This window comes from Aestuariibaculum marinum, assembly GCF_014596975.1.
GTDB lineage: Bacteria > Bacteroidota > Bacteroidia > Flavobacteriales > Flavobacteriaceae > Aestuariibaculum > Aestuariibaculum marinum.
Genome location: NZ_JACVXD010000001.1, coordinates 146,305 through 167,350, shown reverse-complemented (window position 1 = coordinate 167,350; position 21,046 = coordinate 146,305). Strand labels below are relative to the sequence as shown.

Below are 21,046 nucleotides of genomic sequence, written 5' to 3'. Positions count from 1 at the left end.
AGACAATGTCTAAAATACTATCTAATAAAGACAATCTTCAGATTTTATATGAAGACAATCACATTATCGCAATTAATAAACGTGCGGGCGATATCGTGCAGGGTGATAAAACCGGTGACAAACCGCTTAGCGACGTTGTAAAAGCATATATAAAAGACAAGTATAACAAACCCGGTAATGTGTATTTAGGCGTGGTACATCGCTTAGACAGACCCACTACCGGGCTTGTATTATTTGCAAAAACAAGTAAGGCCTTGCCTCGATTAAATGCGCTGTTTGTGTCTAAAGACATTCATAAAACCTATTGGGCCATTGTTAAAAATCAGCCACCAAAACCGGCAGACACCTTAATAAACTGGTTAAGGAAAAATCCTAAAAACAATAAATCTACCGCTTTTCCGAAGGAAGTAAAAGATAGTAAAAAGGCCATTCTTCATTATGAAACTTTAAAGCAACTTGATAATTATTTCTTGCTTGAAGTCAATCTGGAAACCGGAAGACATCATCAGATTCGGTCGCAATTATCAAATATTGGTTGTCCGATTAAAGGGGATTTAAAATATGGTTTTGATCGCAGTAATAAAGACGCCAGTATTCATTTGCACGCCAGACATATTACCTTTGAACACCCTGTAAAAAAAGAACCTATTAGCATTATCGCGCCGTTGCCAAACGACCCCGTATGGAACGCCTGTAATTAATTAAGCGGATAATTTAAAACGAGCTGTACGCCTTCGCCTTGTTTAGATTGTAAATCTATATTAGCATTAATTAAAGAAGCGCGACTACGCATATTAATTAACCCGGAACCTTTTTCGGCTTCATCGACATCAAATCCCTTTCCATCATCTTGTAGGGTTACGACTAAATTTGTGGGTTGGTAATTAAGTTTAACCATTATGTTATCGGCTTCGGAATATTTTACGGAATTCGATAAAAATTCCTGAATAATCCTAAAAATAATAATTTCGTGTTTTCGGTTTTTAAACTCACTTTTATTTCCAATAATTTCCAGTTCTGCCGATTTAAATTTCATTTTCTTCAGTCGGTTTAACTCGTTGGTAATCGACTTTTCAAATCCTTGGTTAAGCACCACTTCATTATTCAAGGTTTTAGACAGCGCGCGGACTTCAGCCAAACTTTCCTTTAAAGCTTCTGTAGTATCTTTAAACTTTTCTTTGGTCTCATTATCAACCTGCATTTTTAAAATACTGAGCTGCATATTGGCAAACGACAGTAATTGCCCGATATTATCGTGTAACTCCCACCCTACGTTTTTAAGGGTTTGTTCCTGTGTTTCGGATTGTGCCTGAACAATCTCGGCTTCAAAAGCCTGCTCCTGCTCGAGTTTTTCCAGCATCAGTTTGTTTTTTCGTTTTAAAAACACGACAAAAAAGATTACCACCAATGCCGTAACGATAAATAATACCGAAACCGAATAAATTAATAAATACCGCTCTGAAGCTGTACTGGCTAATCGTTCTGTGGTTTGTAGCATATTAAAAAACGTTTTAAACATAAATTAAACTTCTGTTTCACTCTCCGGTCTACACCAGATTAAAGCAAAAGTAATGGTTAAATACATAACCATATTCGCGATTAAATATATTAGGCTTTGTAAATTTCTAAATACTATGTCTCCGCCTCCAAAATAAATTCCATAAAACACAAAAGGCGTTGTAATAATCCACCAAATAAAAAACGAGAAACTGATGTAAAAATTTAATGACTTATAAAAGTTTAAAATTTTATCACTCAGCAACACTTCAATAAAATAAAACATGATACACATGAACACAATAAAAGCACCATTTACACTAATAGCAGGAAAAAACATTTTGAAGAATGCATCCCAATGGGTAAAAATCCATATAAACGACATTAACACAAAAATATAAGTCGCATATTTTATTGTGTTTTTAAATACGGTATGAATTAAAATTTTTCGAAAATAAAAAGACACAAAAAGAATAGCTCCAATATCCCAATACAAGGTCCCAAACCAATAATTGTTTATAAAAACAGTGCCTTCTAAAAAACTAAAAAGCCCTTCGTTTTTAATACAATAGGTATAATTACTGGCAAAATCACAGATGGACAAATACCATAAAAACCATATAAAATATTTAGCAGCTGTATGTTTATACCTTTTATAAAGTATTAAACCCGTTGCAGCTGCTAAACATTCAACAATAGTGGTTAATAAGAAATAATTTTTAAGTAAAAAATCTTCCAAAATGCCTGTAATTAAAATTTATCAAGGATAATCACCTTGACCTCCTCCTCCTTTATTTAAAGGGTCTACAGGAAGGTCTTCATCATCATCAACTCTTAAATTAAGACTACTAGCTTGTGCTTTGTTCACTTTACCAATAGGTGCAATAAACATGGTTGTTAGATCTTTTTTTGCCTGACCGGCATTTTTACCATACACCCCAAGATACACGCGAATACCGGTCATGGTATATCCTAAAGTATCTGCTTCCTGCTGTGCCCAGGCTAAATAGTCCTGAATATCACTCAAAGACCATTCTACAGAACGGGTATCGTCTTTGGTTGCGCCTTGTGCCTTTGCAGCCGAATCAACTGCTTTTTTCCGGTACTTCGTCCAGTTATTATTCAGTTTAATGGCTTCCGCTTGCGGAATAACCCCTTTGGGCTTCATGACTATTGGTACCGCCTCCTTAACAGGTTTTGGCGTTAAAAAAAAGGTAAGCAACCCTCCTATAACGATACCAAGAAATACATAACTTAATTTTTTCATATGTAATTGGTTTGTGAGTTTTTAAGTGTAATAAAAGTATAAAAAAGATTTCACTAAATAGGTGTTTATTGATTACTCGAGTAATCCTTTTCATATTATTCGAAATTTATAGCGGTGCTGTATTTTACTTCATTAATCACAAACATGCTGTGTGTGCTGCCAATATGATTAATGTTGGTGAGCTTTGTTACCATAAACTCCCGAAAGGCGGTCATGTCTTCAACCATTACTTTAAGCAGGTAATCGTACTCTCCACTAATATGATGACACTCCAGAACCTCGTTTAGTTTAGCTACTTCTTTTTCAAACTTTATAACTACATCCTGTGCATGCTTATCCAGTTTAATATGACAAAACGCCACAAACGCTTTATTTACCTGATGCTTATTCACCAGTGCCACATACTTGCTAATAAAGCCTTCCTTTTCCAGTTTTTTAATGCGTTCGTAAACGGCAGTAACCGACAAGTTTAATTTATTAGCCAGTTCTTTATTGGTTTGTTTGCTGTCGGCTTGCAGAAACTCTAAAAGCTTTTTATCAGTAGTATCAAAAATCATAATTGAAAATTTTTCGTTTAGAGTGAGGCAAATTCCTTAGATACTAAAAATTAATCTATTAAATATACAATTTACAGATTTAAAATCTAATAAAAATACAACTGATTGTAATTCATTCTAAAATATTGTAACTTATGAACTACTTTAAACACAACCCACTATGGCATTTAAACCCGCAAATAACATTCAGGATTTACAGTACTTTGGTGAATTTGGAGGTGTAAACCCATCCATTTCCGATTCATCGACTTATACCTTTCTATCGGCAAAAACCATGTTCGACACTTTTGAAGGCAATGCCGATGGTTGCTACCTGTACTCCAGACACTCCTCGCCTTCCAATTTATATTTGGGAGAAGCTTTGGCTGCGATGGAAGGCACCGAAACCGCCTGTGTAACCGCCTCTGGTATGGGCGCCATTACATCGGTACTATTACAATTATGCGAAAGCGGCGATCATGTAGTTTCCTGCCGCACGATTTACGGCGGCACTTATACCTTTCTAAAAAACTTTATACCACGATTTAATATCTCCACATCGTTTGTAGACATTACTAATTTAGAAGCCGTAGAACAGGCCCTTACCACAAAAACCAAAGTTATTTATTGTGAGACGGTAAGTAATCCTTTATTAGAAGTTGCGGATATTAAAGGGTTATCGAAAATTGCCAAAGCTCATAATTTAAAACTGGTGGTCGATAATACCTTTTCTCCTCTATCCATTTCTCCTAAACCTTTAGGTGCCGATGTGGTGGTTCATAGTTTAACAAAATTCATAAACGGTGCGAGCGATACCGTTGGTGGCGTGGTTTGTGGCACACAGGATTTTATTAATGATTTACGTAATGTAAATACCGGCGCGGCAATGTTATTAGGCCCTACAATGGATAGCCTTCGTGCGGCATCAATTTTAAAAAACTTAAGAACGCTCCATATCCGTATGCAGCAACATAGCAAAAACGCACTGTATCTAGCTGAAAAATTTGAAGCTGATGGCTTAAAAACCGTGTATCCTGGGTTAGCATCACACCCTTCACATAATTTATTTAAAAGCATGATGAATGAAACATACGGTTTTGGCGGCATGCTAACAATTGATGTTGGTAATTTGGATACAGCCAACGCCTTAATGGAACTCATGCAACATAAAAACCTTGGGTACTTAGCGGTTAGTTTAGGCTTTTATAAAACCTTATTTTCGGCTCCGGGAACCTCGACATCATCTGAAATTCCTTTGGAAGAACAACATGCTATGGGTTTAAGCGATGGATTAATTCGCTTCTCCATTGGTCTTGATGCCGATATAGAACGCACCTATAAAACCATGCGAAAATGCATGGAAGAATTAGGTATTCTTGAAGCCACAATGGTTTAGGATTACTGAAATACAATAACTAGAAGTCTAAAAGTCTTTAAAATTTGGTTTGTCAAATTGAGCCTGTCGAAACTGATAATGATTATAACTTCGATAAAAATATTTCGACAAGCTAAATATAACATCGAACCTACTTTTTACCCCTCTTCTTTTATAGCAACTTGTAAAATTTGAATTTGCGTAACTTCTTTCAAAATTGTAACATTACATTCTAATTTCTTTACAATGCACGACAACAACAATATCTCTGAATTTGAAGCCGGTAACATACATGTCATTAAAAATAAAGAATTAAGTATCTGGGAAGCCTTAATCCCAGTGGTACTCTTAATTTGTCTACTGGTTTATAATATAGGTTTTGTTGACGATCAGGAGTGGTTTGGCACCTATACCAATCAGATAATTTTATTGTTAGGTGGTGCCATTGCTGCCATTGTTGGCTTTTTAAATAAAGTTAGTATTCAAATTATGCTAAAAGAAATATGGGAAAACTTAAAGAGTGTACTTGTTCCTATCATAATTTTATTTTTAGTAGGCGCTTTAGCCGGAACCTGGCTTATAAGTGGTGTAATTCCTGCCATGGTGTACTACGGATTACAAGTACTTAACCCTTCTATATTTTTACCTGCATCGGTTATTATTTGTGCCATCATCTCGATTGCAACCGGAAGCTCGTGGACTACCTCGGCAACCGTTGGTATAGCTTTAGTGGGTATAGGAACCGCTTTAGGCATCGACACGGGTATGATTGCCGGAGCTGTAATTTCCGGAGCATACTTTGGTGATAAAATGTCCCCTTTAAGCGATACAACTAACCTGGCCCCAGCTATGGCTGGAACCGACTTGTTTACACACATCCGTTATATGAGTATGACCACTGTACCAACGTTAGTGGTTACTCTTGTATTTTTTACGGTATTAAGTTTAAATGTAGAAACCTCAGGAAAAGCCGATTTAGGTGATTTGCTTAGCACGATTGCTTCTACTTTTAATATTACACCAATACTTTTTGTTGTACCTGTAGTCGTTATTGTTTTAATTCTATTTAAAACCAAACCCGTTCTTGCATTAACCATTGGTGTATTGTTAGCTGCTGTTTTTGCATTTATTTTTCAAACGTCTGTATTAGACATTTTATCGGGCTCTGGGTATGAGGCTATAGTAAATGCCATTTTTACCGAAACTCAAATCACCACCGAAAATGAAACATTAAACGAATTATTTTCTTCAGGTGGTATGGAAGGTATGATCTGGACCATACTATTAATTATCTCTGCTATGGTATTTGGTGGTATTATGGATGGTATTGGGGCTTTAGCACGCATTACAAAATCGCTCCTAAAATTATTCCACACTACATTTGGTTTATTCGCCAGTACGGTGGCTAGCTGTTTGGCGATTAATTTCTCTGCCAGCGATCAATATTTAGCTATTGTTGTTCCCGGAAAAATGTATGCCAAGGCGTTTAAAGAAAAAGGACTTGCTCCAGAAAATTTAAGCCGTACGCTTGAAGATTCGGGTACTGTTACATCAGTGTTAATTCCGTGGAATACCTGTGGTGCTTACCAAAGCGGTGTTTTAGGGGTAGATACTTTGCATTATGCCGGATACGCTATCTTTAATTGGTTAAGTCCGTTTACAACTTTATTATTTGCCGCATTATCTATTAAAATCAGACAACTTACTGATAAATAACGTCGTACTATACTTTAAACAAGTTTCTATAATCAAAACTTATCATCCAATAGATTTTTAAGATTTTATTAATCCAAATAATCGTGTCTCGTTTCTATATTTGCAGTGTTAAAATTAATAACCTATAAATAAAAAACACATGGCATTAGTAGGAAAAAAATTCCCAAATTTAAATGTTGACGCAATGAACGATTTAGGCGATACTTTTAAAGTAAACGTTCTAGAAGAAGCGATTAACAACAAGAAAAAAGTACTTTTATTCTGGTACCCAAAAGATTTTACTTTTGTATGTCCTACAGAATTACATGCTTTTCAAGCAGCTTTAGGTGAGTTCGAAAAACGTAACACAATTGTAATTGGTGCGTCTTGTGATACTCCTGAAGTACACTTTGCTTGGTTAAGCACAGCTAAAAATAACGGTGGTATCGAAGGTGTTACTTACCCATTATTAGCAGATAGCAACAGAAACTTATCTAGTATTTTAGGTATTTTAGATATCACTAAAGAAACTTACGACGAAGAAACCGGTACTGTTCAAGTTGAAGGTGATAACGTAACTTACAGAGCTACTTACCTAATCGATGAAGACGGATTAGTACAACACGAGAGCATCAACAACATGCCATTAGGAAGAAACGTTAACGAATACTTACGTTTAATCGATGCTTTAACTCACGTACAAGAAAAAGGTGAAGTTTGTCCTGCAAACTGGGAAGAAGGTAAAGATGCAATGCAAGCTAACGCTAAAGGAACTGCTGAGTACTTAGCTCAATTAAACTAATCTACCCATGATTAAAGAATTAGAACAAGATAATTTAACAGAACTTGTATCGCAAAACGATACTGTAGTTGTTCAGTTTTCTGCAACATGGTGTGGTAACTGCCGCATTATGAAACCTAAATTCAAAAAATTAGCAACAGAAAACGAAAACGTTACGTTTGTTATGGCTGATGCCGAAAAGTTTCCTGAGTCTAGAAAATTAGCAACAGTAGATAACTTACCTACATTTGCAACTTTCAAAGGTGGAGCTTTTGTTAATCAAGTTCAAACAAACAAATTCGATGTTTTAAAAGATCTAGTAAATGAAGTTACCAGTAATTAAGCATTTAACGCAATTTATTGAGGAAAATGATGAAGATTTCGTAATCGAAACCATCGAGACCCTTGAGGCGTTAACCGAAGTTCCTTCGTTGAAAGATGAAGAGTTAGATGTTATTGGAGAATTAATCTCTAATATGTATGGTGCTGTTGAGGTTAATAAAATGATTAAGGACGGTACACCTAAAAAAGAAGCCCTGAATAACTTTATGGGTCGCGTTTTAGGTTCAATTGATAAATAAACTTTATCACATTTCTAGCTCGATCATCGAGTAGCATAGAAATTATTTAGTACTAAAAAAAGTCATGATTCTTTATTGAATTGTGGCTTTTTTATATGTTATAACCCCGAAAGACAATTATTAAACCATAATTGACTAAAAAAACCTCCATCCTACTCCTGATTCCTGTTAAATTTGCACTTCAAATACATGTGATTTGCAGACTACAGATATTCGCATAAAAGACAAAATACCAGCATCCGATTTTTTGAAAATTGAAGTTTTCGATGTCAATAAACGCTACACAAAACCTCACAGGCATAACAAATATTTAGAACTCGTATATTTTACTGAAGGTAGCGGGTTTCATTATCTCGACACGACGCCTTTCAAAATTCAACCACCAGTGGCCTTTCTAATCCATCAAAACCAGGTACACCATTGGCATATCAACACCATACCTAAAGGTTATGTTATCATCATAAAAGAACGGTTTTTAGAAACTGTTTTAGATGCCTCTATTCCTTTGTTGCTAAGCAAACTATCGTCTTTTGATGCCATATCTCTACCTCAAAACCCTATTATTGATGCGTTATTTCAGGTCTTATGCTTAGAGATGAAAAACCAAGCCCCTGAAAACGATGTGATTGAAGGCGGACTAAAAGCTTTGTTTTCGAAACTCCTGTCCTATACAAATCAACATGTAAAGACTGCTGCAGATGGTATTGAAACAAAATTCATTCAATTGCTTTCTGAAACCTTACGAAACAATGTGGGATATTATGCTGAAGCACTTAATACCAGTGCCCAAAACCTTAATAATATCTGCCAAAAAGCCTATCAAAAGTCTGCTTCTGATATTATTGCAGAGCATTTAATTAAAGAGATTAAACGGCAGTTATTATATACTTCAAAAAACATTAGTGATATTGCCTACAGTCTGGAGTTTAAAGACACATCTAACTTTACCAAATTTTTTAAAAGACATACAAGTTTAACCCCGCTTCAATTCAGAAAACAAGAGGTTCTTGTTTAATATGTACCATTAATTTTTCATTTAGACCAAAATCAATCTCTTTAATAATGTAGCTTGCACTGCTTAATTCAAACCTAAATTTATGCTTAAACCGAATACCTTTTTATTCCTATTAACCTTCTTTTTCGCTTACCAATTTGGCTTTTCTCAAATAACTGGCCGAATCTAGGATGAAACCAACTCGCCTTTAGAATACGCCACGGCGGTAATCTATAGTCAGAATAACAATGAAATGGTTACTGGTGTGGTAACAGATACCAATGGTTACTTCGAAATTAAAAACCTTAGAAAAGGAGAGTATTATTTAAAAGCTTCTTTTATTGGCTACGAAACAAAACCGGTTAACGGTATCACGCTTCAGCATACAAACCAAACTATCGATTTAGGTGATATACAATTAGCTTTAGGAAACACCTTAAATGAAGTAGTTGTAAAGAGTAAACAAGCTACCGTAACCAATAAAATTGACCGACAAGTATTTAATGCAAACGAATTTAAAAGCGCTCAAGGAGGTTCAGGAATTGATGTGATTCGTAACCTGCCATCGGTAAGTATAGATGGTCAGGGAGACATTAGTGTTCGTGGATCTTCAGGTTTTGTTGTCTTATTAAATGGCAAACCTGTACAGGGTAATGCCAATGCCTTAATTGCTCAACTACCTGCCAATGCTATAGAACGTGTAGAAGTTATTACTGCGCCTTCAGCAAAATACGATCCCGAAGGAAAAGCTGGTTTACTTAACATCATTACCAAAAAAGGTGCTGCCAATGGTGCTTTCGGTCAAATTAATGTAAAAGGCGGACTTCCTTCTATTGAAACGTATGATAACGATAAAGCACACCAGCGTTACGGCGTAGATGCGACGTATAACCTTAGAAACGATTTCTGGAACGTCTCATTAGGGGCGAGCTATCAACGAAACGACTTAGGTGGTCGTCGTGAAGGTGATGTATATACGATTATTAATGATGAAAAAACACAGTTTCCATCTACAGGAGAACGCAGTTTTGATGAAATTAATTACAGCGGACGTTTTACTGTGGAGTACACGCCGGATACAACAAATACATTCTCGTTGGGTGTTTTTGCCGGTAAACGTGATAAAGACCGACTAGCCGATATTGTGTACTACGATAACCATGCGGTATCACCTGCTGACAGTGATAACCGACTGTATACCTTCCAATATTACAATCACAATTTAAGAAATCGTACAAGTGATTTCGCTTTAGGAAGTTTTGACTACGATCACACATTTAAAAACACCTCTAAATTATCAACCTCTGTTTTATACGAATACACACTTTTAGGAGGTCCAACCGTAAATCAGAATTTGGGATATCCTGATACTTCGGTGCTATACCAAGATGAATACAACACCAACGACAACCCGTTACACGGTATTCGTGCGCAAATAGACTATAGTTTTAAACCTTTCGATTTCGGACAACTAGAGGTTGGTTATCAATACCGTAATCTGGACCATACCGGAGATTTTATTTATGAACGCCGCACCGATTTTAATGATGATTTCACCTTGGTACCAGAATTTTCAAGTGAGGTAAATTTAACCCGTAACATCAATTCGTTTTATTCACAGATATCTGGTAAAAAAGGCAACTGGGATTATTCGGCAGGTGCTCGATTAGAAGTTATGGATCGTGTTTTAACTTTAAAAGATAAAGCCAACACCATTGATGACACCTATAATTACGACTTTACCAAGTTGTACCCTTCCGCATCAATTCAATACGCTATAAACGACAAAACCAACATTAAAGCTGCCTATAGTAAGCGTGTAGAACGTACCACGACTTTTAAAATGAATCCGTTTCCCGAACGCGAACACTCTGAAACTTTAGAGCAGGGAGACCCGGAATTAAAACCAGAATTTATTGATTTAGTTGAATTAGGCATTAACAAAAAAATAAAAGGTGGTAACACTGTTTTTGCTACGGCTTATTACAGAAACACACAAAACCTGGTGAATCGCGTAAATACCATCTATAACGATACTATTTTAAATCGTATATACTCTAACGTAGGAAAAGCGAAAGCTATCGGAATTGAATTAGGCGCTGAACTAAAACCTACTAAAAACTGGACTAATTTTATAGGTGCCAATATTTATAATTACGCTATTGATGGTCGTTTTGATAACAGACCTGTAGATTCTGAATCCACTCAGTACTCCGTCAACCTGAATTCTACCTATACGTTCTGGCAAAATGCATCACTACAATTTACATTTAACTATCTGTCTGAACGTGTTACAGCACAAGGTGAAGACTCCAGGTTTTATTCTCCGAATTTAACCTTTCAAAAATCATTTTTTAATGATGCCCTAACTGCTACCCTGCAATGGCAGAATATAGATATGGGATTATTAAGCACTAACGAGCAGCGTATAACTACGTACAGACCAGGTGAATTTTATACCACAACCAACTACATTTACGAGGTAGACATGGTATTTATCAACTTATCATACACCTTTAAAAACGGAAAAAACAAATCGAAATTTATAGAAAGTGAATTCGGTAAACGCGAGTTTTAACAGAGTATAATCCTCAAAAACTTTATTAAAACGCCACGATTCTTTATTGAATTGTGGCGTTTTATTTTGGGTTTCATTCGATATTCCTTCGGGATTTGTTCGAGTTTTCTTCGTAAATACTAGCTTTTACCGAAGAAATCCCGAAGGAATATCGAACATGACTCGAAGGAAACCCCTAAAACACCTAGCTGAACTAACTAATTATAAAAACTAAAATTTTTACTATTTTTAAGAAGAATACGATTTTTTAATTCTCTTTCATCATGGCAGCAAACAAAGTCACACTTCACCGAATTCTTAAAAGCACTCCCGAAAAAATTTTTAGAGCCTTTACCGAACCCAATGCTTTGGCAGCATGGAGTCCGCCGTATGGTTTTTTATGTACCGTACATGAGTTTGATGCTACTGTGGGTGGTAAATACAAAATGTCGTTTACAAATTTCACAACAGGTAATAGTCATTCTTTTGGTGGTGAATTTCTTGAACTGGAACCTAATAGTTTTATAAAACATACCGATGGTTTTGATGATCCTAACTTGCCAAATGTCATGATTACCAGTGTTTGGATTAAAGAAGTATCCTGCGGTACAGAATTAAAAATCACACAGGAAAATATTCCTGAAGTCATTCCTTTAGAGATGTGCTATCTGGGCTGGCAGGAATCTTTAGATAAACTTACCAAATTGGTGGAACCCAATATTCCCGATTAATTCTTAGTATTTATTAAGAAAACTATAACATAGTAAGCCTAATGCTTTTTATATATTTGTTTTTATGCTCGAAAAATCTAACCTAAAAACCATATCTAAAGCACTTGCATTACTGGGGCTAACCCTGGCATTGGTGCTTTCACCGTGCAAGGTTAGAAACTTCATTCAAGATGAATTAGGGGTTCCTCAGACTGAAATCTCTAATAAGAATAAAACCACTTTTAGTGAAAGCTGTAGTGATTTCGAACTTTCATTAAAACACTTAGACCTTGAAAATAATACAGTTTCAAATGTTTTTGGTGTTCTAAATTATCTTGATTTTTCGTTTAATACTTTAGCGGTTAAGCGATCTTGTTTGCTTCCTGAAAGCTATGGCGCCCATACAGTTTCGTCAATACCCTTTTACATTCTATACCAGAATTTTAAAGACTACCTGTAATAACAGCACCGCTACTTCTTACATTTTGTTATTCATTCACTGAAATAGCATTATAACAATTTTTCAAAATACAACTCTAATATCGTTTACAATCAGGTAAAAATGGCAGTAAACTTCCGCGCGTATTACTTGATTAAAAGGCTTTGTTGTATTTAATATTTAACATTTAAACATTATGAAAACCCCAATACATTACATTACAATTTTGGGCTTGGTGTTGTTGAGCACAATAACATTACATGCACAGCACGTTAACCCTGAAAAGCATAATTACTTCATTCTTTCTAAAAACATTCAACAACTTAAACCCATAACTATTACGGCTCATGCTTTAGCTGAAGAAGACCCAAAAAATCATGGTGAATTACATGTCGTGTTCTGCGGAAAAACGGTTCGGGATATCCCTGGCAGTGCCTTCTTTAACCAACTTCTTGAGGATAGTAAATCAGCACCTATTAAAATATTTGTTTGTGGCCTGAGTCTGAAGAAATTTAACGTTACCCCTGATAATCTACCAGAAAACATCAAGGTTATTGACAATGGTATACTCTACGCATTACAGATGAAAAAACAAGGATTTATAACTCTAACCATTTAATAACCACACTTAAAATGAATACATATAAAATAAAAAACGATGCAGGACTTTTAACACTTGCTTTAAGGCTGGTTGTTGGTTGGACCTATTTTTCGGCTTTCTGGAGACGTACTATTTTAACTAATAAATTAGATCCGGACACCGCCAGTTATATCGGTGAAAAGTTTAATCACTTTCTCCCAAATGCTTTAGGTATAAAACCGCTAATTCAATATATGGTTGAAAACCCAGATATCCTTTGGTGGAACATGGTTTTATTTACCATTATTGAAGGGGTTGTCGGCCTTTTTATTATGTTGGGCTTCTTTACGCGCTTATCAAGTATTGGAGTTTTTGGCTTAGCCATGGGTATACTTTTAGGATCTGGCTGGATTGGCACGACATGTTTAGATGAATGGCAAATTGGCGTACTTGGTATCGCTATCGGATTTGTTCTATTCTTAAGTGGTAGTAGTACGTATTCTCTAGATAATTATTTCTCCAAAAGGAAATACACCTTTACAACAAAGAATTGGTTTAGATGGCTAGGCTCCGGTGAGTTGCCAATCAAAACCCATAGGTTTTCTAAATTGGTTTTGATTGGTTCTTTAGTTATTCTAGGAATTACGCTATCAACCAATCAAATATTTCACGGTGGTTTATGGGGTACACTTCATAACAAATCTGTAAAACCAAAACTAGAGATTACCAACGGAACAATACAAAATAACACACTTTCGTTTGATGTTTTTAGAACGGAAGGTGTCGATGTTTATGGTTCATGGACTATTGCAATTGAGTTGTTTAACGATAAAGATCAACGTGTTTTGAAATACAATCAAGATGATTTGTCTGCATTATCAAACGAAAACATTCGAAACTATTACATTACCAAAATTGAACCCGGAATGCATAGTTTGGTTATTCCTTTGGGAGCCAAAGCTAAATTAACGTTTAAAAGTCCGGATTTAACACACCTGTCTAAAGGCAAATACACGCTAAAAATCACCGATATTAGTGGACTTTATTGGGAACATAACATCGTTATTCCTTAAAGATCATAAGTTCAAAACGGTTTAGACAATAGATCTAAACCGTTTTATTTAAATTTGTTACTAGTATTGAAAACCGAACTTTTTAAGATGAACAAAACCACTTTTGAAATTACTAAAATGGATTGCCCTTCTGAAGAAAACCTGATTAGAATGAAACTGGAAGGTCTTAGCAATATAAACCATTTAGATTTCGATATACCCAACCGAAAATTATTTGTTTTTCACTCAGAATCACCAGAAGCCATCGATTCAGCCTTAAAGGAGCTAAATTTAGGAAGTCAGAGATTGTCATCAGAAATAACAGAGGAAGTTCATTTTGAAGAGCAAAGCAACCAAAAAAAACTTCTATGGGCAGTTCTTGCCATTAATTTCGGATTCTTTCTTATTGAAATGACGACCGGCATATTTTCAAAATCCATGGGCCTAGTTGCTGACAGTTTAGATATGCTCGCTGATAGTTTTGTTTACGGCATTAGTTTATTTGCTGTTGGAGGTACCATCATTAGAAAAAAACGCATTGCTAAAATTGCAGGTTATTTTCAGATTACCCTTGCCTTAATTGGCTTTATAGAAGTCCTTCGACGATTTTTTGGAGCAGAACAACTCCCAAATTTCTCGACTATGATTACAGTGTCATTTTTTGCGCTTATCGCAAATGGTATATGCCTTTATATTTTACAAAAATCGAAAAGTAAAGAAGAAGTTCACATGAAGGCCAGTATGATTTTTACATCTAACGATGTTATCATTAACCTTGGAGTTATTGTAGCGGGACTTTTAGTAAATTGGTTGCATTCAAGTAAACCCGATTTAATTATTGGTACTATAGTTTTTATTTTAGTAGTTCAAGGCGCCTTCAGAATTTTAAAACTAAGTAAATAACCCCTCTACAATTCGTAAACGGTAGTATCTTTAACCGACTCCATAACAAACGAACTGTTAATGGTCGATATACTATCTAACAGCGACAACTTGTCTGTAATAAATTGTTGATATTGGGTGATATCATCAACGACAATCTTTAATAAAAAGTCGAAATTTCCCGAGATGTGATGGCATTCCATAATCTCAGGAAAATTTAGGGTGTATGTTTTAAAATCATTTATCAAACCCTTATGATGTCTGATTAACGTAATCTGACAATACGCTACAAACTTCTTCCCTATTACCTCTCTATCCAGTAGGGCTACATAAGATTTAATAATCTTAGCCTGCTCCAACTTCTTTACGCGCTCATAAGTAGGTGTTACACTTAGTCCAACTTTACCTGCAATTTCCTTAATATTTTGCTTCGCGTTAATCTGAAGTTGTTTCAGTATGCTTTTATCTATTTTATCCATTGTAGATTATATTTCTAAATTTCATCAATGCTTTACACCAAATCAATACAAACCGTCTACAAAAATAACATATAAAGATTTATTTTCTAAATAAATTACATTAACAAAAATATATAATTATAAAATTTAATTTTGAAGTGTTTAAATTCTTTAAAAATAAACAAAACAAAGACATCATAACACATGAATATACAAGCCCAACTACAACACACTTTAAAAAACATAAAAAAAGCCAGCAACTTGTTTTTAGGATATCCCATTTCCAAAGACTTTGATTATGCACCATTATTCGAATTCTTAAAATACCCGATAAACAATGTGGGCGACCCCTTTATTAATAGCACTTATAAAGTACAAACCCATGAGATGGAACGTGAGGTTATCGAGTTTTTTGCTGATTTATTCAGAGCTAACGCTAATGATTATTGGGGTTATATTACCAATGGAGGTTCGGAAAGTAACCTTTATGGATTATACATTGCTCGTGAGTTGTACCCAAAAGCTATGGTCTACTATTCTGAATCAACACATTACAGCGTTAAGAAAAATATCCATTTACTTAACATTCCAGGTATTGTAATTCGTTCGCAGGAAAATGGTGAAATAGATTATGAAGATTTACAGAACACGCTTCAGTATAATCGACATAAACCAGCTATCATCTTATCGAATTTTGGAACCACAATGAAAGAGGCTAAAGATGATATTTCTAAAATAAAAGGCATTTTAAGAAAATTAGCCATTCAAGATCATTATATTCACTGCGATGGTGCATTATCTGGAACTTACGGTGCATTTTTAAATGACAGAATTCCTTATGATATTACCGATGGCGCCGATAGTATTTCAATAAGCGGTCATAAATTTATTGGCTCTCCTATTCCGTGTGGTGTAGTTATCACCAAACGTTCACTTAGAGATCGTGTCTCAAAAGGCGTAAGTTATATCGGCTCTTTAGATACCACTATTACTGGCTCAAGAAATGGACATAGTGTTTTATTCCTGTGGTATGCCATTAAACATATGGGAGTCGACGGATTAAAAGCACGTTACAAGCATAGCTTAGAAGTCGCTGAATATTGTAAGACCAGATTGTGCGAACACGGTATTAAAGCCTGGAGTAACGGCGGGTCGATTACAGTGGTATTACCAAAAACTTCAGAAGCCCTCAAGGACAAATGGCAATTAGCCACTGAAGACGATGTAACCCATCTCATTTGCATGCCTAACGTTACTAAACAGCATATTGATGCGTTTGTTGAAGATTTAATTAGGGAAAAGAAAACCGAACCTGTTTTAGTGTAACCTTATGTAAACCAAGAGCCAAGCTAAATTATCTCATAAAAAAAGAGTTTCCTTTTGTTATTAGGAGACTCTTTTTTGTTTATCTAAACAGAAAAAAATTAGGAATTCCCTTCTATTTATTCATATAATTGTAACTTTTTTATCACACAAACACATGAAATAGTGTTAATCAAAAAAACTTAAGCTTAAACGCCTCAAAATTTAATGAAGAACAAACTTCTAACCTTAGTTTTTTTCACTTTTTTTTATTACTCGAATAGTCAGGAAAAATTTTCTATCGGACTTAACTCTGGAGTGACACATTCCAAATTTACAAGTACTTACTTTTTCAAAAAGTATAAATATAACATCGATTTATTGGTTGGCTTGTCGTCTGGATATAAATTAAAAAATAATATGTCACTTGCACTAAACATTAATTATGACAGAAAATCTTCTTTTTTCTATTACTAAAAAAATTCTTATACTGTAATAGGAACACCTATTGGTGAAACTCCTAAACCTGCCGAAAAGTTTAAATTTAAAACCAGAATTGAGAGTATTTCTATTCCTATCATGTTTAAGTATCATTTTGGTTTTAGCTATGATTTCTTCTTTAGTGGAGGATCTTCGTTAGATTATTTATTGAATATTAAAAATATTGATGACGGTAGCGAAAGTGATTTAGATTTTAATAATAACTTTAGAAAAGCAAGTTATAATCTTGTTTTGGGTTTTGGATATGGATTTAAAATGAATAATAACGATTACATCTCTTTAGAAATAAGAGAAAATTTCAGGATTACAGATATGGATAATGGTAGTAATCCAAATTTTGATGACACAAAATCTAATTCTTTAAATCTAATTTTTAATTATAGCTTTAATATTTAAAAAAATTAACCAAAACTATATAAAAAACAAAAATCCACTTTCGATGAAAGTGGATTTTCTATTTACATTTAGAAAGTGTGATTCAACTATGCCAAATCAAAACGATCGGCATTCATAACTTTCACCCAGACATTCACAAAATCATTTACAAACTTCTCTTTGCTGTCATCCTGAGCATATACTTCAGCATAAGATCTTAATATGGAATTTGAACCGAAAACTAGGTCAATGCGAGTTGCCGTCCATTTTACAGCACCTGACTTACGATCTACAATTTCGTAAACTCCATTATCCACAGGTTTCCATTTATAGGCCATATCAGTTAGATTCACAAAGAAATCGTTCGTTAAAGCACCTACATTATTAGTGAACACTCCGTGTTTAGTTCCGCCATAGTTGGTTCCCATCGCACGCATACCTCCAATTAAAACAGTCATTTCAGGCGCCGTTAGTCCCATTAACTGAGCGCGATCTAACAACATTTCTTCTGGACTAACCACATAATCTTTCTTCTGCCAGTTTCTAAATCCATCTGCTAATGGTTCAAGCGGCGCAAAAGAATCGACATCTGTCATTTCTTGTGAAGCATCGCCACGTCCCGGAGCAAAAGGAACAGTAACACTCATTCCTGCATTCTTTATTGCTTTTTCAACACCCACATTACCAGCTAAAACAATAGTATCGGCAATGCTAATACCAAATTCAGAAGCTATAGGCTCTAAAACAGAAAGTACTTTTGATAACTTTTCAGGTTCATTACCTGCCCAGTCCTTTTGTGGTGCCAAACGAATACGTGCGCCATTTGCGCCTCCTCTAAAATCTGAACCTCTAAACGTCCTGGCACTATCCCAAGCTGTTGAAACCAACTCTGAAATAGTTAAACCAGAATCCGCTATTTTAGACTTTACTGCATCCACATCATAATCTGATTTTCCTTTTGGAACAGGGTCTTGCCAGATTAAATCTTCGCTAGGTACATCTGGACCAAACCAACGATCTTTTGGTCCCATATCGCGATGTGTTAGCTTAAACCATGCCCTTGCAAAAGCATCTGAAAAGGCATCGAAATCATCTTTAAACTTTAATGAAATTTCCTTGTAAATTGGATCTACACGCATGGCCATATCGGCATCAGTCATCATTGGGTTATGTCTGGTTGTCATATCTTCAACATCCACAGGCATATCTTCTTCCTTAATACTCACAGGCTCCCATTGGTGCGCTCCTGCAGGACTTTTTCTTAATTCCCATTCATGATTAAATAACATTTCAAAATAGCCGTTATCCCATTTGGTAGGATAAGTTGTCCATGCTCCTTCAAGTCCACTGGTTACCGTGTCTTTCCCTACACCTGATCGCGTTGGGTTAGACCATCCGAAACCTTGTTCTTCAACTGCAGCTGATTCTGGATCCGGCCCCAAAATACTGGCATCACCATTACCGTGTGTTTTACCAACGGTATGCCCCCCGGCAGTTAGTGCTACTGTCTCTTCATCATTCATGGCCATACGCTTAAAGGTCTCACGCACTTGCGCACCAGTTTTTAATGGATCTGGATTTCCGTTAACTCCTTCCGGGTTCACATAGATTAATCCCATTTGTACAGCAGCTAATGGATTTTCCATGGTTTCTGGTTTAGAAACGTCATCATAACGACCATCACTAGGTGCTAACCATTCCTTTTCTGCTCCCCAATAGGTATCTTTTTCAGGTGCCCAGATATCTTCGCGACCAAACGCAAATCCGTAGGTTTTTAATCCCATACTTTCATAAGCAATGGTTCCTGCCAATATGATTAAATCTGCCCAACTAACTTTATTTCCATATTTTTTCTTGATTGGCCAAAGTAAACGTCTGGCCTTATCTAAACTCACATTATCAGGCCAGGAATTAAGCGGAGCGAAACGCTGATTCCCCGTTCCTCCTCCACCTCTACCATCAGAGATTCGGTAAGACCCGGCAGCATGCCATGCCATACGAATCATTAATCCACCATAGTGCCCCCAATCGGCAGGCCACCAATCTTGAGAATCGGTCATTAAATCGGTTACATCTTTCTTTAAAGCCTCAACATCTAATGATTTTAGGGCTTCCTGATAGTTAAATTGTTCTCCCAAAGGATTAACTTTAGTATCATGCTGACTTAAAATGTCTAAGTTTAAAGCATTAGGCCACCAATCCATTACCGATTGATTTGTTTCGGTGTTTGCGCCGTGCATAAACGGACATTTTCCGCCGGATGAATTTGAATTTCCTTCCATATTTTGAGATTTAAAATTTTATAGGTTATTTCTTTCCCTTAAAGTTAAGAAATAGTAATTAGAAAACCATAAATCTATATTTCTATTAACTATTTAATAATCGATAAAATTTATTGAAGGATTCGCAACACCAAATAATATTAGGATTTGCTCTATTTTGGATAACAACCTGTTAACTCCGTAACCGATAAAGACGTTAAAGATTTGTAAAACCGAAAGCCCTTTTCTTTGTTATTCTCATTTAATTACTACTTTTAATGAAATTTAAAACAATAAAAAAATGGCAACAGTAACGTTAAAAGGAAATGCAATACATACTTCGGGTGAACTTCCAAAAACAGGAACAAAAGCACCTGACTTTAAATTAACTAATACCGATTTAGAAACCGTTAGCTTAAGTGATTTTTCTGGAAGCAAAGTGGTTTTAAATATTTTCCCTAGTGTAGATACAGGAACTTGTGCTGCCTCGGTAAGAGCATTTAACAAAGAAGCTAGTACTCTGGAGAACACTAAAGTGCTTTGTATTTCTCATGATTTACCTTTTGCTATGGCACGTTTTTGTGGTGCTGAAGGTTTGGATAATGTGATTAACCTATCGGACTATAAAGACGGAAGCTTTGGTAAAACTTACGGTTTAGACTTTACCGATGGTCCTTTAGAAACTTTACACTCCAGATGTGTTGTGGTTTTAGACGAAACAGGAAATGTGGTCTACACAGAACAGGTACCTGAAATTGTTGATGAGCCTAATTATCAAGCTGCTTTAGAAGCTTTAAAATAACATCCCACATATTTACGTGACAAAAAAAGAATCCTTCTTCATTAACCGGTTAAAAAGTGTTGGCTATGCTTTTAAAGGTGCTGTCCTGCTTTTAAAGAAAGAAGCCAGTATAAAAATTCAGTTTGTAATCGCTTTATGTGTTTGTGCAGCAGGATTCTTTTTTAATATCTCTCCTACCGAATGGATTTTGCAATTGTTTGCTATTGGTTTAGTAATGAGTATTGAAGGTATTAATACCGCTATCGAAGAAATTGCCAACTTTGTTCACCCAGAACATCATCATAAAATAGGTTATATTAAAGATATAGCTGCTGGAGCTGTTTTTATAGCTTCTGTTTTCGCCTCAATTATAGGATTCATAATATATCTCCCTAAGATTTTTTAAAATAATATATCGTTAG

Annotated in this window: 23 protein-coding genes and 1 pseudogene; 18 read left to right on the top strand and 6 right to left on the bottom strand. The window is 35.4% G+C overall.

The annotated features are described in order from the left end of the window. The first annotated feature begins 5 nt into the window (after positions 1 to 5). The gene (locus ICJ85_RS00725; protein WP_188221853.1) at positions 6 to 701 is read left to right on the top strand and encodes an RluA family pseudouridine synthase; all 696 of its coding nucleotides are present in this window, start codon (positions 6 to 8) and stop codon (positions 699 to 701) included. Here ICJ85_RS00725 and ICJ85_RS00720 read toward each other — a convergent pair. From ICJ85_RS00720 to ICJ85_RS00705, 4 genes are all read right to left on the bottom strand, one after another. Beyond that, a complete protein-coding gene (locus tag ICJ85_RS00720; protein ID WP_188221852.1) occupies positions 698 to 1,498 on the bottom strand; it encodes a sensor histidine kinase in 801 nt (266 codons plus the stop codon). The two genes, ICJ85_RS00725 and ICJ85_RS00720, sit on opposite strands and share 4 nt — an antisense overlap. Positions 1,499 to 1,522: 24 nt before the next feature. Then, entirely contained in the window at positions 1,523 to 2,236 is a 714-nt protein-coding gene (locus tag ICJ85_RS00715) for a hypothetical protein (RefSeq protein WP_188221851.1), read from the bottom strand. 21 nt (positions 2,237 to 2,257) lie between these two features. Continuing rightward, complete coding sequence (locus ICJ85_RS00710) at positions 2,258 to 2,764, bottom strand: hypothetical protein (protein WP_188221850.1); 507 nt, start codon at positions 2,762 to 2,764, stop codon at positions 2,258 to 2,260. Positions 2,765 to 2,859: 95 nt separating this feature from the next. Continuing rightward, the gene (locus ICJ85_RS00705) at positions 2,860 to 3,321 is read right to left on the bottom strand and encodes an Lrp/AsnC family transcriptional regulator (RefSeq protein WP_188221849.1); all 462 of its coding nucleotides are present in this window, start codon (positions 3,319 to 3,321) and stop codon (positions 2,860 to 2,862) included. 160 nt (positions 3,322 to 3,481) lie between these two features. On the opposite strand from ICJ85_RS00705, the gene ICJ85_RS00700 reads away from it, so the two are divergent. The 13 genes and pseudogenes from ICJ85_RS00700 (at position 3,482) to ICJ85_RS00645 (ending at position 14,967) form a co-directional block, all read left to right on the top strand. Further along, positions 3,482 to 4,696: an aminotransferase class I/II-fold pyridoxal phosphate-dependent enzyme gene (locus ICJ85_RS00700; RefSeq protein ID WP_188221848.1), complete on the top strand. Its 1,215-nt coding sequence runs from the start codon at positions 3,482 to 3,484 to the stop codon at positions 4,694 to 4,696. 225 nt (positions 4,697 to 4,921) lie between these two features. Further along, positions 4,922 to 6,391, top strand: a complete 1,470-nt coding sequence (nhaC, locus tag ICJ85_RS00695; RefSeq protein ID WP_188221847.1) for a Na+/H+ antiporter NhaC — start codon at positions 4,922 to 4,924, stop codon at positions 6,389 to 6,391. Positions 6,392 to 6,530: 139 nt separating this feature from the next. Next, positions 6,531 to 7,172 (top strand): peroxiredoxin, encoded by a 642-nt coding sequence (locus ICJ85_RS00690; RefSeq protein WP_188221846.1) that lies wholly within the window; start codon positions 6,531 to 6,533, stop codon positions 7,170 to 7,172. 7 nt (positions 7,173 to 7,179) lie between these two features. Further along, positions 7,180 to 7,494: a thioredoxin family protein gene (locus tag ICJ85_RS00685; protein WP_188221845.1), complete on the top strand. Its 315-nt coding sequence runs from the start codon at positions 7,180 to 7,182 to the stop codon at positions 7,492 to 7,494. Next, entirely contained in the window at positions 7,475 to 7,732 is a 258-nt protein-coding gene (locus ICJ85_RS00680) for a DUF6952 family protein (protein ID WP_188221844.1), read from the top strand. The genes ICJ85_RS00685 and ICJ85_RS00680 overlap by 20 nt, the downstream gene beginning before the upstream one ends. Positions 7,733 to 7,928: 196 nt before the next feature. Continuing rightward, entirely contained in the window at positions 7,929 to 8,747 is an 819-nt protein-coding gene (locus ICJ85_RS00675) for a helix-turn-helix domain-containing protein (protein WP_188221843.1), read from the top strand. 181 nt (positions 8,748 to 8,928) lie between these two features. Further along, positions 8,929 to 9,468: pseudogene (locus ICJ85_RS16635) on the top strand (carboxypeptidase-like regulatory domain-containing protein); the annotation flags it as partial. Positions 9,469 to 9,786: 318 nt separating this feature from the next. Continuing rightward, on the top strand, positions 9,787 to 11,304 hold the full coding sequence (locus ICJ85_RS16630) for an outer membrane beta-barrel family protein (RefSeq protein WP_317173036.1): 1,518 nt from the start codon (positions 9,787 to 9,789) through the stop codon (positions 11,302 to 11,304). A 263-nt stretch (positions 11,305 to 11,567) separates the two neighbouring features. Beyond that, positions 11,568 to 12,014 (top strand): SRPBCC family protein, encoded by a 447-nt coding sequence (locus ICJ85_RS00665; protein WP_188221842.1) that lies wholly within the window; start codon positions 11,568 to 11,570, stop codon positions 12,012 to 12,014. 64 nt (positions 12,015 to 12,078) lie between these two features. Beyond that, positions 12,079 to 12,453, top strand: coding sequence for a hypothetical protein (locus tag ICJ85_RS00660; RefSeq protein ID WP_188221841.1), 375 nt, complete (start codon positions 12,079 to 12,081; stop codon positions 12,451 to 12,453). A gap of 175 nt (positions 12,454 to 12,628) precedes the next feature. After that, complete coding sequence (locus tag ICJ85_RS00655) at positions 12,629 to 13,051, top strand: sulfur reduction protein DsrE (RefSeq protein ID WP_188221840.1); 423 nt, start codon at positions 12,629 to 12,631, stop codon at positions 13,049 to 13,051. Positions 13,052 to 13,065: 14 nt separating this feature from the next. After that, on the top strand, positions 13,066 to 14,085 hold the full coding sequence (locus ICJ85_RS00650) for a TQO small subunit DoxD (protein ID WP_188221839.1): 1,020 nt from the start codon (positions 13,066 to 13,068) through the stop codon (positions 14,083 to 14,085). An 87-nt stretch (positions 14,086 to 14,172) separates the two neighbouring features. Then, entirely contained in the window at positions 14,173 to 14,967 is a 795-nt protein-coding gene (locus ICJ85_RS00645; RefSeq protein WP_188221838.1) for a cation transporter, read from the top strand. Between the two features lie 5 nt (positions 14,968 to 14,972). Here the strand turns inward: ICJ85_RS00645 and ICJ85_RS00640 are convergent, their stop codons facing one another. Then, a complete protein-coding gene (locus tag ICJ85_RS00640) occupies positions 14,973 to 15,425 on the bottom strand; it encodes an Lrp/AsnC family transcriptional regulator (protein WP_188221837.1) in 453 nt (150 codons plus the stop codon). A 183-nt stretch (positions 15,426 to 15,608) separates the two neighbouring features. Between ICJ85_RS00640 and ICJ85_RS00635 the strand changes: the two genes are divergently transcribed. Then, positions 15,609 to 16,730, top strand: a complete 1,122-nt coding sequence (locus tag ICJ85_RS00635; protein WP_188221836.1) for a histidine decarboxylase — start codon at positions 15,609 to 15,611, stop codon at positions 16,728 to 16,730. Between the two features lie 555 nt (positions 16,731 to 17,285). Next, a complete protein-coding gene (locus ICJ85_RS00630) occupies positions 17,286 to 17,603 on the top strand; it encodes an outer membrane beta-barrel protein (RefSeq protein WP_241739462.1) in 318 nt (105 codons plus the stop codon). A gap of 86 nt (positions 17,604 to 17,689) precedes the next feature. Here ICJ85_RS00630 and katG read toward each other — a convergent pair whose 3' ends face one another. Then, on the bottom strand, positions 17,690 to 19,864 hold the full coding sequence (katG, locus tag ICJ85_RS00625; protein WP_188221835.1) for a catalase/peroxidase HPI: 2,175 nt from the start codon (positions 19,862 to 19,864) through the stop codon (positions 17,690 to 17,692). Positions 19,865 to 20,144: 280 nt separating this feature from the next. Between katG and tpx the strand changes: the two genes are divergently transcribed. Together tpx and ICJ85_RS00615 are read left to right on the top strand one after the other, a co-directional pair. Next, positions 20,145 to 20,645 carry a thiol peroxidase gene (gene tpx / locus ICJ85_RS00620; RefSeq protein WP_188221834.1) on the top strand — a complete coding sequence of 167 codons (501 nt, stop codon included), beginning with the start codon at positions 20,145 to 20,147 and terminating at the stop codon, positions 20,643 to 20,645. Between the two features lie 16 nt (positions 20,646 to 20,661). Continuing rightward, the gene (locus ICJ85_RS00615; RefSeq protein WP_188221833.1) at positions 20,662 to 21,030 is read left to right on the top strand and encodes a diacylglycerol kinase family protein; all 369 of its coding nucleotides are present in this window, start codon (positions 20,662 to 20,664) and stop codon (positions 21,028 to 21,030) included. The last annotated feature ends 16 nt before the right edge of the window (positions 21,031 to 21,046 follow it).

Bases quoted from the DNA above. Each gene is read 5' to 3' on its own strand.
- katG (WP_188221835.1), bottom strand. From the start codon at position 19,864: ATGGAAGGAAATTCAAATTCATCCGGCGGAAAATGTCCGTTTATGCAC.
- ICJ85_RS00650 (WP_188221839.1), top strand. From the start codon at position 13,066: ATGAATACATATAAAATAAAAAACGATGCAGGACTTTTAACACTTGCT.
- ICJ85_RS00660 (WP_188221841.1), top strand. From the start codon at position 12,079: ATGCTCGAAAAATCTAACCTAAAAACCATATCTAAAGCACTTGCATTA.
- ICJ85_RS00645 (WP_188221838.1), top strand. From the start codon at position 14,173: ATGAACAAAACCACTTTTGAAATTACTAAAATGGATTGCCCTTCTGAA.
- ICJ85_RS00640 (WP_188221837.1), bottom strand. From the start codon at position 15,425: ATGGATAAAATAGATAAAAGCATACTGAAACAACTTCAGATTAACGCG.
- ICJ85_RS00710 (WP_188221850.1), bottom strand. From the start codon at position 2,764: ATGAAAAAATTAAGTTATGTATTTCTTGGTATCGTTATAGGAGGGTTG.
- tpx (WP_188221834.1), top strand. From the start codon at position 20,145: ATGGCAACAGTAACGTTAAAAGGAAATGCAATACATACTTCGGGTGAA.
- ICJ85_RS00635 (WP_188221836.1), top strand. From the start codon at position 15,609: ATGAATATACAAGCCCAACTACAACACACTTTAAAAAACATAAAAAAA.
- ICJ85_RS00725 (WP_188221853.1), top strand. From the start codon at position 6: ATGTCTAAAATACTATCTAATAAAGACAATCTTCAGATTTTATATGAA.
- ICJ85_RS00655 (WP_188221840.1), top strand. From the start codon at position 12,629: ATGAAAACCCCAATACATTACATTACAATTTTGGGCTTGGTGTTGTTG.
- ICJ85_RS00665 (WP_188221842.1), top strand. From the start codon at position 11,568: ATGGCAGCAAACAAAGTCACACTTCACCGAATTCTTAAAAGCACTCCC.
- ICJ85_RS00680 (WP_188221844.1), top strand. From the start codon at position 7,475: ATGAAGTTACCAGTAATTAAGCATTTAACGCAATTTATTGAGGAAAAT.
- ICJ85_RS00630 (WP_241739462.1), top strand. From the start codon at position 17,286: ATGTTTAAGTATCATTTTGGTTTTAGCTATGATTTCTTCTTTAGTGGA.
- ICJ85_RS00705 (WP_188221849.1), bottom strand. From the start codon at position 3,321: ATGATTTTTGATACTACTGATAAAAAGCTTTTAGAGTTTCTGCAAGCC.
- ICJ85_RS00685 (WP_188221845.1), top strand. From the start codon at position 7,180: ATGATTAAAGAATTAGAACAAGATAATTTAACAGAACTTGTATCGCAA.
- nhaC (WP_188221847.1), top strand. From the start codon at position 4,922: ATGCACGACAACAACAATATCTCTGAATTTGAAGCCGGTAACATACAT.
- ICJ85_RS00700 (WP_188221848.1), top strand. From the start codon at position 3,482: ATGGCATTTAAACCCGCAAATAACATTCAGGATTTACAGTACTTTGGT.
- ICJ85_RS00690 (WP_188221846.1), top strand. From the start codon at position 6,531: ATGGCATTAGTAGGAAAAAAATTCCCAAATTTAAATGTTGACGCAATG.
- ICJ85_RS00720 (WP_188221852.1), bottom strand. From the start codon at position 1,498: ATGCTACAAACCACAGAACGATTAGCCAGTACAGCTTCAGAGCGGTAT.